Annotated in this window: 10 protein-coding genes; 2 read left to right on the forward strand and 8 right to left on the reverse strand. The window is 72.4% G+C overall.

Going from position 1 to position 13,240, the window contains the following annotated elements; all coding sequences use genetic code 11:
* Positions 1-92: 92 nt before the first annotated feature.
* The 3 genes from ACYVMZ_RS21640 to ACYVMZ_RS21650 are packed head-to-tail and all read right to left on the reverse strand — an operon-like array spanning position 93 to position 3,834.
* Positions 93-1,136 carry an ABC transporter ATP-binding protein gene (locus ACYVMZ_RS21640; RefSeq protein ID WP_461082098.1) on the reverse strand — a complete coding sequence of 348 codons (1,044 nt, stop codon included), beginning with the start codon at positions 1,134-1,136 and terminating at the stop codon, positions 93-95.
* Between the two features lie 22 nt (positions 1,137-1,158).
* A complete protein-coding gene (locus ACYVMZ_RS21645; RefSeq protein WP_461082100.1) occupies positions 1,159-2,787 on the reverse strand; it encodes an ABC transporter permease in 1,629 nt (542 codons plus the stop codon).
* 6 nt (positions 2,788-2,793) lie between these two features.
* Positions 2,794-3,834: an iron ABC transporter substrate-binding protein gene (locus tag ACYVMZ_RS21650; protein ID WP_461082102.1), complete on the reverse strand. Its 1,041-nt coding sequence runs from the start codon at positions 3,832-3,834 to the stop codon at positions 2,794-2,796.
* 183 nt (positions 3,835-4,017) lie between these two features.
* Here ACYVMZ_RS21650 and ACYVMZ_RS21655 point away from each other — a divergent pair, with 183 nt between their 5' ends.
* Entirely contained in the window at positions 4,018-6,732 is a 2,715-nt protein-coding gene (locus ACYVMZ_RS21655; RefSeq protein WP_461082104.1) for an AMP-binding protein, read from the forward strand.
* A 120-nt stretch (positions 6,733-6,852) separates the two neighbouring features.
* On the opposite strand, the gene ACYVMZ_RS21660 is transcribed toward ACYVMZ_RS21655, so the two are convergent.
* From ACYVMZ_RS21660 to ACYVMZ_RS21680, 5 genes are all read right to left on the reverse strand, one after another.
* On the reverse strand, positions 6,853-8,247 hold the full coding sequence (locus ACYVMZ_RS21660) for a Tat pathway signal sequence domain protein (RefSeq protein ID WP_461082106.1): 1,395 nt from the start codon (positions 8,245-8,247) through the stop codon (positions 6,853-6,855).
* A 250-nt stretch (positions 8,248-8,497) separates the two neighbouring features.
* Entirely contained in the window at positions 8,498-10,111 is a 1,614-nt protein-coding gene (locus ACYVMZ_RS21665; RefSeq protein WP_461082394.1) for a cellulase family glycosylhydrolase, read from the reverse strand.
* Between the two features lie 243 nt (positions 10,112-10,354).
* Entirely contained in the window at positions 10,355-10,645 is a 291-nt protein-coding gene (locus ACYVMZ_RS21670) for a zinc-ribbon domain-containing protein (protein WP_461082108.1), read from the reverse strand.
* Positions 10,646-11,409: 764 nt separating this feature from the next.
* Complete coding sequence (locus tag ACYVMZ_RS21675) at positions 11,410-11,976, reverse strand: snapalysin family zinc-dependent metalloprotease (RefSeq protein ID WP_461082110.1); 567 nt, start codon at positions 11,974-11,976, stop codon at positions 11,410-11,412.
* Between the two features lie 156 nt (positions 11,977-12,132).
* On the reverse strand, positions 12,133-12,378 hold the full coding sequence (locus ACYVMZ_RS21680) for a hypothetical protein (protein WP_461082112.1): 246 nt from the start codon (positions 12,376-12,378) through the stop codon (positions 12,133-12,135).
* A gap of 406 nt (positions 12,379-12,784) precedes the next feature.
* Between ACYVMZ_RS21680 and ACYVMZ_RS21685 the strand changes: the two genes are divergently transcribed.
* On the forward strand, positions 12,785-13,231 hold the full coding sequence (locus ACYVMZ_RS21685; RefSeq protein WP_461082114.1) for a hypothetical protein: 447 nt from the start codon (positions 12,785-12,787) through the stop codon (positions 13,229-13,231).
* Positions 13,232-13,240 lie beyond the last annotated feature (9 nt).

Consider the following 13,240-nt stretch of genomic DNA (forward strand, 5'->3'; position numbering starts at 1 on the left):
ACCTGCGCGATCTGGCACAACCGCACCATCGGCGCACCCATCACCAGGTCACTGATCGCCTACGACCACTGAGCCACATCGGAACTACTCGTCTAGGGGTGGAGTGTGGCCTCGCCCGTGAGGCGGATGCCCGTCTCCTCGCCGGGCCGGACCGGCAGCGGGCCCGCGACGCGGATGTCGACCGGGGTGTCCAGGCCTTCGACGGACACGGTCACCTTCGCGTCGTGCCCGTAGAAGCACACGTCGGTCACCGTGCCCCGCACCGTGCCCGCTCCCTCCTTCGTCAGCCGCAGCTGCTCGGGCCGCAGCAGCACCGTGCCGGACCGGGAGCCCTCGGGCGGGGCGGCGAGGGGCACGGTGCCCAGGGCCGTGGTGACCGTGCCGCCGCCGTCGTCCACGGTGCCGGGGAGCAGGACGGCGTCGCCGACGAACCCGGCGATCCAAGGGTCGGCGGGGCGCCGGTACAGCTCCTGCGGGGTGTCGCACTGGGCGACGCGGCCCTGCCGTACGACCGCGACCAGGTCGGCGGTCGACAGGGCCTCCTGCTGGTCGTGGGTGACCAGGACGGCCGTGGCGCCGGTCGCGCGCAGGGCGGTGCGCACATCGGCCCGCACGCCCGCGCGCAGGGCGCTGTCGAGGGCGTTGAACGGCTCGTCCAGCAGCACCAGTTGAGGCTGCGGGGCCAGCGCTCTGGCCAGCGCGATGCGCTGCTGCTGGCCGCCGGAGAGCTCGTGCGGCATCCGGTCGCCGTATCCGGCGAGTCCGACGAGGTCGAGCATCTCCTCCATGCGGCGGCGGCGTTCGCCGCGGTCCAGGCCGGTCAGCCCGAAGGCCACGTTGCGGGCGACGGTGAGGTGCGGGAAGAGGGCGCCCTCCTGCGGCACGATACCGACGCGCCGCCGCTCGGGCGGCAGGTGGACGCCCGGGCCCGTCAGCGTCCGTCCGCCGACGGTGACGGTGCCCGCGTCGGCGGGCAGGAAGCCGGCGACGATGCGCAGCAGGGTGGTCTTGCCGCAGCCGGAGGGACCGAGTACGGCGGCCAGGGCGCCGCCCGGCACGTCGAGGTCCAGCCCGCGCAGCACAGGTGCGTCGGGGCCGTAGGACTTGGTGAGCCCCTCGATGCGGAGGTCGTTCATGTGCGTGCCTGCCTCGGAGAGTTCATGTGCGGTGCCTGCCCAGGAGATAGGAGGGGACGGCGGCCAGCAGGATGAGCGCGGCGGCGTAGGGGGCGGCCGCGGCGAAGGAGCCCGCGCCGGTCTCGGTCCACAGCCGGGTGGCGAGCGTGTCCATGCCGGTGGGACGCAGCAGCAGCGTGGCGGGGAGTTCCTTCATGCAGACCACGAAGGTGAGCGCGGCCCCGGCCGCGACGCCCGGCGCGGCCAGCGGCACGGTCACCTCGCGCAGGACGCGCAGCGGTGACCGTCCGAGCGAGCGGGCCACGTCCTCCAGCACCGGTGGCGCCTGCAGCACGGCGGCCCGGGTGGCGGCCACCGCGACGGGCAGGAACAGCACGGCGTAGGCGCACACCAGCAGCGGGAGTCGCTGGTAGAGCGCATAGGCGTAGCGCACCGCGAAGAAGACCAGGGCGAGCGCGACGGTGATGCCGGGCAGCGCGTGCCCGGCATAGGCGGCCTGCTCCAGCAGGCGGGCGCCGCGCCCCCGGTGGCGTGCGGCGATCACGCCGACGGGCAGGGCGAGCAGGGTCGTGAGGGCCGCTCCGGCCGCGGCGGCACCGAGCGTGGCCCGGGCCGTCTCGGCGAGCGCCGTCAGGTCCCAGGTCGCGGAGGTGCCGACGGCCAGCCAGTAGCCGAGGGTCCCCAGCGGGAAGGCGACCGCGGCGGCCACCACCGCCCCGCACCAGGCCAGTGCGGGGATCCGCCGGCGCCCCAGGGGCAGCGGTACGGCGGGGCGGGCGCTGCCGGTGCCGGTCCGGGCGTGGCCCGCGCGGCCCCGGGTGCGGCCCTCGGCGGCGACCAGCGCCACGGTCATCAGCACCAGGACGACGCTGAGCGCGGCGGCCGGGGTCCGGTCGAAGGAGGCGCGGTAGGAGGTGTGGATGGCCCAGGTGAAGGTGTCGTACCGCATCAGCGAGACCGCGCCGAAGTCGGACAGGACGTACAGCGCGACGAGCAGTGCCCCGCCGGCCGCGGCCGGGCGCAGCTGCGGCAGTGTCACCCGCCAGAAGGTGCGCAGCGGCCCGTGCCCGAGGGAGCGCGCGGCCTCTTCCTGCGCGGGGTCGATGCCGTGCAGCGCCGCGGCGACCGGCAGGTGCACGTAGGGGAAGCTGACCAGTGTCAGGGCCAGTGCCGCCCCGGCGAACCCGGCGGCCTGCGGCACGGCGGACAGCCAGGCGAAGGCGGCGACGTAACTGGGCACGGCGAGCGGCAGGGTGGCCAGCACCGACCAGGCGCGTGCCCCGGGCAGGGCGGTGCGCACGGTCAGCCAGGCCAGCGAGACGCCCAGCACCAGGCAGGCCGCCACCACGGTGACGGCGAGGCCGAGACTGCGGCCGGCCAGTTGCAGGGTGCGTGTGTCGGCGACGACGTCCCAGGCGTAGCCGGGGCCGCGTTCCAGGGCTCGGACGGCGAGGTAGCCGAGCGGGAGCAGGGCGAACAGGGCCGCCACGCAGGCGGGGACGACCAGCACCCAGGAAGGTCTGCGTGCCGGAGCGCGCAGGGCGTTCCCGGCACCCAGGCCTCGCAGAGCGGTGACAGTACGTCGGCGCCCGGCCGGGTGGCCGTCGGCATCGGTGCCGGCCGGGCGCCGCGCGGGCTGGGATGTGCCCATGGTGGGTCAGACCAGCCCGACGTCCTGGAGCATGGCCAGGGTCTCCTGGAGGGACTCCAGCTTCCCGAGGTCGATCTCCGGGGCCTCGAGGGTGTCGAGCGGCGGCAGGTCCTCCACGGTGCTGGTGACCCCGGCGGCCAGCGGGTACTCCTTGGTCCGGTCGGCGAAGTAGGTCTGCGCCTCCTTGGACAGCAGGTAGTCGACGGCCTTGCGGGCGGTATCGCTCTGGCCGCTGCCCTTGAGCACCCCGGCGCCGGCGACGTTGATCAGCGCGCCGGGGTCGCCGCCGGGCAGGAAGTGCAGCTTGGCGTTGACCTGGTTCTCGCCCTTCTCGGCGACCCGCTCGTACCAGTAGTAGTGGTTGACCAGACCGAGGGAGACCTCGCCGGACTCCACCGCGTCGAGGGTGGCCAGGTTGTTGGCGTAGGTCTTGCCGTTGGCCTTCAGGCCCTTGAGCCACTCGCGGGTGGCGTCGTCGCCCTCCAGGACCCGCATGCCGGTGACGAATGCCTGGAAGGAGGCGTTGGTGGGCGCGAAGCCGACCTTGCCCTTCCACTCGGGCCTGACCACGTCGTGGACGCTGTCGGGGGCCTTGGTGACCTTCTCCGGGTTGTACGCGATGACGCGGACGCGCCCGGACAGGCCGACCCAGTCGCCCTCGCCGCCCCGGTAGGCGGAGTCCACCTTGTCCAGCGTGCCCTGCGGCAGCTTCTCCAGCATGCCCTCCTTGGAGAGGGCGCCGAGGGCCCCGGCGTCCTGGGAGAAGAACAGCCCGGCCTTGGTGCGGTCGCCCTCCTCCAGGATCTGGGCGGCCAGTTCGGCGCTCTCGCCGTAGCGGACGTCGACCTCGGCTCCGACGGCCTTCTCCAGCTTGTCCAGGAGCGGCTTGACGAGCTTCTCGTTGCGGCCCGAGTAGATGACGAGGGCCGAGTCGCCGCCCTCGCTCCCCGAGCCGGCCTTGTCGTCGGAACCGCAGGCGGCGAGGGCGGGGAGGAGCAGGCCGATCCCCGCGAACGCGGTGATCAGGCGGGCCGTGGGGCGTCGCATGGTGGTGCCTTCCTGCATGGCTCGTCCCCTGCGCCGCTCGTCGCGTCGTCAGAAGGGCGAGCGGCGTATCGGTGCCGCATGGGGACCTTGTGAATACGCTATGAATAAGGTAAAGCTAACCTCACCGTCAAGGGATCTGTGCTACCAGCGGACGACGCCATGGAAGCGGAAAGGGCGCGCCCCGTGATCATCCCACCCGGTCCGCTTCCGGACACCCCACCGCTGCTGTGCTCCTCTCCGTCGCCGCTCGACAGCACCGTCCCCGCACCGGCGGTGGAGTCCGGCTCGGTCCCGCGGACCGTGCCGTTCGCCCGGAACCTCGCCGCGTTCGGCGACCGTACCGCGCTGATCACCGAGGAGGGCACGCTCTCCTACCGGCACCTGGCCGCACGGGTGTCCGAGACGGCCGACCGCCTCGGACGCGGGCGGCGCCTGGTGCTCCTGGCGGGGGCCAACCGGGTCGAAGCCCTGGTCGTCTACCTCGCCGCCCTGTCGGTCGGCCATCCGCTCCTGCTGGTCCCGGGCGACAACGACGCCACCCTGCGCGCGCTGACCGCCGCCTACGAACCCGATGTGGTGGCCGTCCCGCGGAACGGCGCGAACGGTGCCGCGACATGGGTCCTCGACGAGCGGCACCGCACCTCCGCGCACACGCTCCACCCCGACCTCGCCCTGCTGCTGAGCACGTCAGGTTCGACGGGCTCGCCCAAACTCGTCCGGCTCTCGCACGACAACCTCCAGTCCAACGCCGAGTCCATCGCCGCGTACCTGGGCATCGAGGACAGCGACCGTGCCGCCACCACCCTGCCCATGCACTACTGCTACGGCCTGTCGGTCATCAACAGCCACCTGTTGCGCGGTGCCGGACTGATCCTCACCGGCCGGTCGGTGGCCGACGCCGGCTTCTGGGAGCTGTTCCGGACCGCTCGGGGCACGGCGCTGGCCGGGGTGCCGTACACCTTCGACCTGCTCGACCGGGTCGGCTTCGACCGGATGCGGCTGCCGCACCTGCGCCGGGTCACCCAGGCCGGCGGCCGGCTCGCGCCGGAACGCGTGGTCCGCTACGCCGAGTTGGGGCGCCGCGCGGGCTGGGAGCTGTTCGTGATGTACGGGCAGACGGAGGCGACGGCCCGGATGGCCTATCTGCCGCCGCACCTCGCCGCCGAGCGTCCGCAGGCCGTCGGGGTGCCCATACCCGGCGGCTCCTTCCGCCTGCGCCCGCTGGACGGGCCGGACGGCACCGGCGACCCGGACACCGGCGAACTCGTCTACTCCGGCCCGAACGTCATGCTCGGCTACGCCGAGAGCCCCACGGATCTGGGCCTCGGCCGGACCGTCGAGGACCTGTACACCGGGGACATCGCCCGGCGCGCGCCCGACGGGCTGTACGAGATCGTGGGCCGGCGCAGCCGGTTCGCGAAGATCCTCGGACTGCGGATCGACCCGCAGCGGGTCGAGGCGATGCTGGAGCGGCACGGTGTCCACGCCTTCTGCGCCGGCGACGACGACGCCCTCTCCGTGGTGGTGGCGCGCACGAACGCCGGCGACGCGGACCTGGAGGCCGCACGGGTGCGCCGCCTGGTCGCGGGCGAATGCGGGCTGCCGCCGCGCGCCGTCCGGGTCCGGGTGGTCGCGGAACTCCCCCGGCTGGCAACGGGCAAGCCCGACCACGAGGCCGTACGACGCCTGACCCGTCCCGCCGAGAAACCAGCGGCGCGCAAGGACGGGACGACGACCGAGGACCTCTGCCGCCTGTACGCCGAGATCCTCGACCGGGCGGACGTCACCGAGGACAGCAGCTTCGTCGGTCTGGGGGGCGACTCCCTCTCCTACGTGGAGATGTCGCTGCGCCTGGAACAGGCTCTCGGCACACTGCCGGCCGACTGGCACACCACCCCCATCGGCAAACTGCGGCCGTCCGCCCCACAGCCCGTCGTACGCCCGGTGCGCCGACTGCGCACGCTGGAGACCGGCATCGCCCTGCGGGCCGTCGGCATCGTCCTCGTCGTCGGTTCGCACATACCCGTCTTCCCCGTCCAGGGCGGTGCGCACGTGCTGCTCGGCGTCGCGGGATTCAACTTCGCCCGCTTCCACCTCACCGCCGCCGAACGCCGCCGCCGCGTGCGCGGCCTCGGCCGCAGCATCCTGCGCGTCGCCGTGCCGAGCATGCTGTGGCTCGCCTTCGCTCTGGCCCTGACCGGCGAGTACGACCTCGCCAACGTGGTGCTGGCCAACAGCCTCTTCGCGCAGGACAACTCGGACCCCGAGTGGCGGTACTGGTTCGTCGAGGCGTTGGTGTACTTCCTGGTCGCCATGACCGCGCTGCTGGCCGTTCCGCTGCTGGACCGGGCCGAGCGGCGCAGCCCGTTCGGTTTCGCGCTGGGCCTGGTGGGGCTGGGGCTGGTGGGCCGCTACGACCCGGCGGGCCTGGCGCACGTCCGGTTCCATCTGAGCCCCACCGTGGTGTTCTTCCTGTTCGCCATGGGCTGGGCGGCGGCGCGGGCGCGTACGGTGCCGCAGCGTCTGCTGCTGACGGCCGTGCTGCCGGCCACCGTGCCGGGCCTGTTCGCCGGCGGGCAGCCGCTGCGGACGTCGATCGTGGTGGGCGGCCTGGCGCTGCTGATCTGGGTTCCCGTGCTGCCGAGCCTGGACCCGGTCAACCGGGTGGCGGGGCTGCTGGCGGGCAGCTCTCTGTACATCTACCTGACGCACTTCCACGTCTACCCGTACGTCCGGGACCATTCGCCGCTGCTGGCCCTGCTGGTCTCCCTGCTGTTCGGCGTGGCGTACGGGTCCGTGTCCACACGCGTGATGCGGCGCGTTCCCGGATGGCTCGCCCAGGGCCGCCCGCGGCGGCTCTCCTCCCCGCCCCGGCCCGTCCCGCAGCAGGGGCACTGACGGCCCGTCGCCGCCACCCGGACGCAAGGCCGGTGCGGGCCGGGAGGTTCACGACCGGCCGGGGCGGCCGACCGGCCGATCACCACCGAAGGGGTTCCGGGCCGATCGGCCGAAGCCTTCTCAGGCCCGCAGCGGGTTGAAGCGCACCGCCGCCATCAGGTACCAGGCGGTCGCCCCGGTGTGGCGGTACGGGTAGTAACCGAAGCCGAAGCCCGTGTCGAGCGGGCTGCTCGCCGACACGACGCCGGAGCGCTCGGGCAGTGCCTTGCCGCCGATGGTCTGGCCGGTGCCGAGCAGGTCCTGCGCCCGCTGCAGGGAGGCGATCAGCCGCCGGGCGCGTTCCTCGTCGCCGCGCGCGCCGCGGTCCCGCAGGGCGAGCGCGAGGTGGGCCGTCCCCTCGAACCACACGGCGTCGCGGTCGGGCTTGGGCTGGCCCTCGGCGATCGGGGCGTCCTCGTTCGCCACGAGGCTCGCGGAGCTGAAGGTGACGCCTTCGTACGACTGGCCCGCGGGCACCGTGCTGTTCCTGCGGTCGGCGTGGTCCAGGACGGCCAGGTTGTCCGCACACCAGTCCAGCGAGCGGGAGTAGGCGCGGGTGCGGGAGGCGAGGGCCAGGTGGGTCCAGGTCTGGGTGTCCTCGGGGATCGGGGACCTGTTGACCGTCACGCCGTCGTTGGTGCCGGTGCAGAAGAAGCCCCCGGACGGCTCCCACATCCGCTTCACGAAGGCTTCGGCACGCGCGCGCCGCTCCAGCCACACCCGGTTCCCGGTGAGCCGGGCGAGCCGCCCGAAGAGACAGATCAGGTCGGTGTTGTGCTCGGTCGAGGTGAAGGGCAGTTTCTCGTTCGCCCCGTTGACCCCGAACTTGTAGCCGCCGAGCGGTTCGTCGGTACGTCCCGTCCGCTCGATCCACTCGCCGATCCGCACGGCACCGGTGAGGAAACGGCGGGCCCCGGTCCGGCGGGCGAGAGCGCTCAGCGCGATACCGGCCCAGGCCATGTCGCCCACGGCGGTACCGGTGAAACCGAACTGCGTGCCCACGTTGGCGGTGCCGTCCGCCCGTACGAAGCCGTCGGGCTGCGGTGAACCGTCGTAGAAGGTGTACGGCCCGACGTTGTAGGCCTGACGGAGTCTGCCGTCGTCGTACGCCGGGTCGTGGTTCTGGGCGTACAGCAGGGCGTCACCGAGTGCCACGGCCCTGGCCAGGCCGTCCGCGGTGCGCACCGCGAGGTGGGCCAGGATCGCGAGGGCGTTGTCGTACGTGAACGCGGTGCTGAACAGACCGGCCTGGTCGGTGTAGCTCTGGGTCAGGCGGACGGTGCCGTGCTCCGGATAGGCGTCCATGGCGGCGGCGAGAAAGGCGTGCCCCCGGGACCGGGCCGACGTCACCGCGGAAGGACCCTCGGCCGCCTGCGCCGCACCGGAGCCGGCCGCGGTGAGCACTGCGGCACCGATGCCCAGGCCGGTGCCGAGGAGCGTACGCCGGCTGAGCGCCGGGCCTTGTCTGCCGGTCATGGGACTCCCTCGGAGGTGGGTCAAGGACGCCGGAAGTCGTGGACGCTGCCTTCTTGAGAGCGCTCTCACGACTGCGCGCTCATTGTGCTGGTGCCCGCGCGGCGGGTCAACGCCCCTGAGCCGCTTGCGACTGGGGAGGCGAGGAACGGAACCGGAGCCGGAGGGCAACGGACCGGCCGTGGCCCACCGGTACGGCGTACTGACCGGCGGGGCGGCGCGCGCGACTCCGCCGGTCAGCAAGTACCGCCCGTCAGGCGGCGGTGCAGGCCGTGCCGTTGAGGGTGAACACGGTCGGGGCCGGGTTGGTGGCGCCCCTGCCCGCGGTGAAGCCGACGGTGACCGAGCCCCCGGCGGGGATGGTCGAGGTGTAGGAAGCGGGGGTGACACTCACCGTGCCGCCGCTCTGGGTCGGGGTCCCTCCCCACATGTTGGTGATGGTCTGGCCGCCCGCGAAGGTGAACCCGAGCGTCCAGCCGCTGAGGGGGGCGGTGCCGGTGTTGCGGATGGCGATCTCGCCCTGGAAACCGCCCGGCCACTCGTTGACCGCGCGGTAGCCGACCGAGCAGGACACGCCCGGCGTGCTCCCGCCCTTGTCGGTGGTGACGTTCACCGCGGCCGAGCGGGCGGACCGGTTGCCGGCCGCGTCGCGGGCGTAGACGGCGAAGCTGTACGCGGTGTCGGCGGTCAGGCCGCTCACGGTGACGGTGTTGGCGGTGGAGGCGGCGACCTTGGTCTCGGCGCCACCGTCGACGCGGACGATGTCGTAGCCGGTGACGCCGACGTTGTCGGTGGCGGCCGGCCAGGTGAGGATGACGGAGGTGGCCGTGACGGCGGAGGCGGTCGGGGTGCCGGGCGCGGTCGGGGCCTGGGTGTCGTCCGGGTTCGCCCCGCCGAAGACGGTGGCTTCCCTGGAGGTCTGCGCGATGCCGTTGACGCCGTGGAAGACGCGCTCGCCCCAGGAACTGAGCCGGTCGGGGTCGAAGTCGATCGCCAGGTCGAGGATCGGGTCGGTGTTGCCGCTCCAGGACCAGGCCAGGTAGCCGAGCCGGAGCCGCTCGGCGGCGGCCATCATGGTGTCCTCGTCCGGGTCGCCCCACTGGTCCGGGGGTCCGCCGAACTCACCGATGAGGATGGGCAGTCCGGCGTCGACGAAGGCGTTCAGGTAGTCGGTGATCTCCTGGGCGGTGTCGTAGACGCTGTACATGTGGATCGAGAAGATCAGATTGCCGGTGGCGTCGGCGTCGTAGACGGACCGGGCGTTGGCCCGCATGACGCCCTGCCAGTCCTGGCCCCAGTTGGGCGCGTCCACCATGATCGTGTGCTCGAACCCGGCGGTGCGCAGCTTCTTGATCGCCGCGATGGTCGGCTCGGTCCAGCCGGCGGGGTCGGAGTTGCCCCAGGGCTCGTTGCCGATGTTGATGATGACGTAGTTCTCTTCGCCGGCGAGTACGCCCTTCAGGCCGATCCAGTAGTCGGCCGCCTGGTCGAGCGAGGCGGCCGCGGCCTCCTCGCCGTAGCCGGTGGTGTCGTGCACCTCCAGCACGCAGATGAGCCGGTTGGCCTTGCACTGGTCGACGACACCGGCCACGTCCTCGGCGCTGTTCCTCGTCCAGCGGTGGCCGTTGGAGAGGACGACGCGGACGGTGTTGGCGCCCAGCGCCTTGACGTCGGCCAGCGACCGCGTCTCCCCCGGGTACCAGGTGTGGGCGTGGTTGACGCCCCGCATGACAAAGTCGTTGCCGTTGCCTTCGAGCAGGCGCCCGTCGCTGATGTGGAGGCCGGTGGCGAGGGGGCGGGACGGCTGGGCGTGGGCGACGGCCGGGCAGAGGGCACCGAGGACGACGAGCCCGAGGAGGGCGGCCATGCCGGTCAGCAGGCGCGCCAAGGACCCTTCTCGTGTCGTGCTGCTACTCGTTCTCACTGTGACTCCAGGAGTGAGCGTCAAGGAACTCGGGCATGGGAAAAGGTTCATGGGAGCGCTCCCATGAACCCACTATGCCAAGTACACGTCAAGGCACTGGGCACACGTCACGCCGGAAAGGCTCGTCACGCCTTCGAGGACCGCGGCAGTGTGGGGGCGGCTCCCGCGGCGGCCCTCCGGCTCCCCTCAGGACTGGTACGGCTGCTGATGCGGCTGTCCGGACGCCTGCCCGCCGTGACCGCTCGCGCCCTGCGCCTGCAGCTGCTCCGCCTGCTCCTTGGTCATCTTCTGCTCCGCGCCGCAGAAGGTGCACTGGGTCGCGTACTTGGTCGACAGCGGGAACAGCGGCACGAAGAACAGCGTGAACTTCGTGACCCGCTTCCTGAGCGTGTGCGCGGAGGGATTGCCGCACCGGCCGCACACCAGGGTCAGGATCGCGAGCTGGTACAGGTACCCCTTGGTGCCAAAGATGATCATGTTGCCGGTCCTTCCCGGGTCGGATCCTGCCGATGCAGTGCCGGTGCGCGGCACGGTGCCGTCACCAGCACAGTCTCCTGCATGTCGATGTGCACATGCGGGGCAGGTATCCGGTGGCACCGGCCGCCACACCCCCGGGTGCCGTTCTTTCGCACAGGCCGGCGCCCGCCCGGGCCCGGCCACAAGGCGCTGGGACGTCCCGGCCGGCCGCAGCGCTCGGCCCACCGCCCGTCGCGAGCCGCGCCGGCCGGGACGTCCCTGGTCCCTCGCTCGGGTGCAGCCCCGAGGAGGACGTCGGCCAGTCGAGTGAGCGACGCCTCGCGAGGTTCCGGCCCGCCGATGGGTTTCCGCGATGACTTCGGCCTCAACCGAAACGCGCCCCCTGCGCACCGACGACCTGGGCACCGTCGTCCTCATGCCCGCGGGGCACGGGCGAGGGCCTCGTCGACGCCACGATGTTCGCCTTGCCACGCCTTGGCAGGCTCCCCGTTCTGATCACTGGCATGCGGTGGCCGCCCAGGCACAACGGATCAAGGCGCCGGGAGAAGGCCTACGGAACGGCTGTACAAGGGGGCCTCCGTGCGGGCCGTGAAACCACCCGCACCGACGGCAGAAAGGCCATTGATGGTGACGGTGACCGACAAGGCGGTCGAGCGACCTGCAAAGGCAGCGACCACCGCACCGTCACACGGCCGCTGACCTGATCCAGAGCCGGTCGGGCCGGCCTCCGGCCGGCCCGACGGGGTGCGGCGTCCGTGCCGCGGTCAGTCGTCGATCACCGTGTCACGGCCCACCGCGGCGGACCGCCCCACGAGCGCGCCGCCGAAGTTCGCCTCGACCTCGGCCTTCTCGGCCGCGTCCGGATAGGGGTTCTTGCAGGCGACTCCCGCGCTGGAGCCGGACATCAGGCTCGAACAGGGACCGGGCTTGCGGTCCGGCAGGCCCAGGATGTGGCCGAGTTCGTGGGACGAGATGCGAAGGGCGTCGTATCCCTGATTGACGGCCTGCCGTCCCATGTAGACGATTCCGCTGCCCAGCGAGGTGGGCAGCGCGCGAGGCCAGCCGTTGTCCGCCAGGACGCGGATGTGGGCCCGCTGCCCGGCCGCGACCGGACGCAGTTCGACGGTGTCGACGCTCTCGTTCCAGATCGCCGCGCCACGGTCGACCGCGGCCTTGAACTCCGCGGAAGCACTGGCGTCGTAGGTGAGGACGCGGGGGGCCGGGACGCGGTCGGCGGTCCCGGACGGGGCGGCCACGGCCGGGCCGCCCGTCAACGGGAGGGTGAGTGCCACAACGGCGGCGGCGCCGCCGGTCAACGTACGGACATGCATGGTCGACCTCCTTGTGGGGGGAAGGCAGTCGTGCACATGACATTCCCTCGCTCACTGCCCACCGGGAGCGGGCGCCAATCCGTCAGTCCGTCAATCCGTCAGTCCGTCAGTCCGTCAGTCCGGCTGTCCCGCTCCGGTCCGCTTGGGCAGCTGAGCTCAGCCCGGCAGCGGAGCGGAGGTCTGACGGCCCGGCTGCCTGCCCTCCGGCGGATAGTCGCAGTCGATGCTGGTCACTTCCCGGTCGCCGTCCTCGGAGTCGATCATCGCCACGCCCGTGCAGGCCCGGCCGTGTTCATCGGTCCACGTGACGATCTCGCTCCTGTCGGGCTTCGCGCAGCCCGCGAGCAGCACGGCGCAGACCAGCGCCGCTCCGGTGAGAACGGCCTTGCGCGACCTCTTCATGGCTTCCCCCGTGGGTGGTTGACTCCGGCGCCTGTGCGCCTCCATAGAGGGATACTCAGCGGAGGCGAACGATCCGCCAACAGGTGCGGGCGAAGAGGACACGCAGCGCGGGCGCGGACACGGCCGCCCGGCGGCTGGCGTCGCCGCCTCCGTGGGGCTTGGGCTGTGAGTGAGTCGCCGGTGGCTCCTGGTGACCGTCAACGCACTCGTGCTCACGACAGACCGAGTGGGCCGAACCGCGTCACCAGGCCTTGACGGAGCGGGATGTGCTGGGCCTACTGGAAAGCTCAGCCAGGGGTACGGGGGGACTCGCTTGGTGCCGGCCGTGTTGGGCGGACCCGTATGTCGAACCTCCGCCGAGACGCGGGTCAGGGGTCGGATGGTGCGGCGTCGATGGGCAGCGGCGGTGGTCGCGCTGGCCTCCGTTCTGCTGCTGCTTCTCTTCGCCCCGGGCTTCACGTCGGACAGTGGCGCGGTGCTGAAGACCACGGTGGCCGTCGACGCGGCGGCGGTGGACGCGACGGTGAAGACCGAGGTGGCCGTCGACGCGGCGGTGGCGGAGAGCGCGGTGGCCGTCGACGTGAGTGTGCGAGGCATCGCACCGAGTCTCGGCGTCGAAGCGGTCGGCAAGCCGTGCCCGTGCGAGGAGGACACGTCGGTCCGTGGCCTCCTGACCCGGTCGCTGAGGACCACGAAGGCGGCGGGAGCCGGCCAGGTGGTGGCCGCCGCCCCGGTGCGGCTGCCGGTGACGCATCGAGGTTGTGCGGGGATGAACTCCCCATCAGGGCCGCGGATTCTGGCGGCGGGTGGCAGCGCCCGCAGCGCCGCGGCATTGCAGGCGTTTCGCTGCTGAGGGACGGCA

The sequence above is a fragment of the Streptomyces deserti genome, assembly GCF_054782695.1.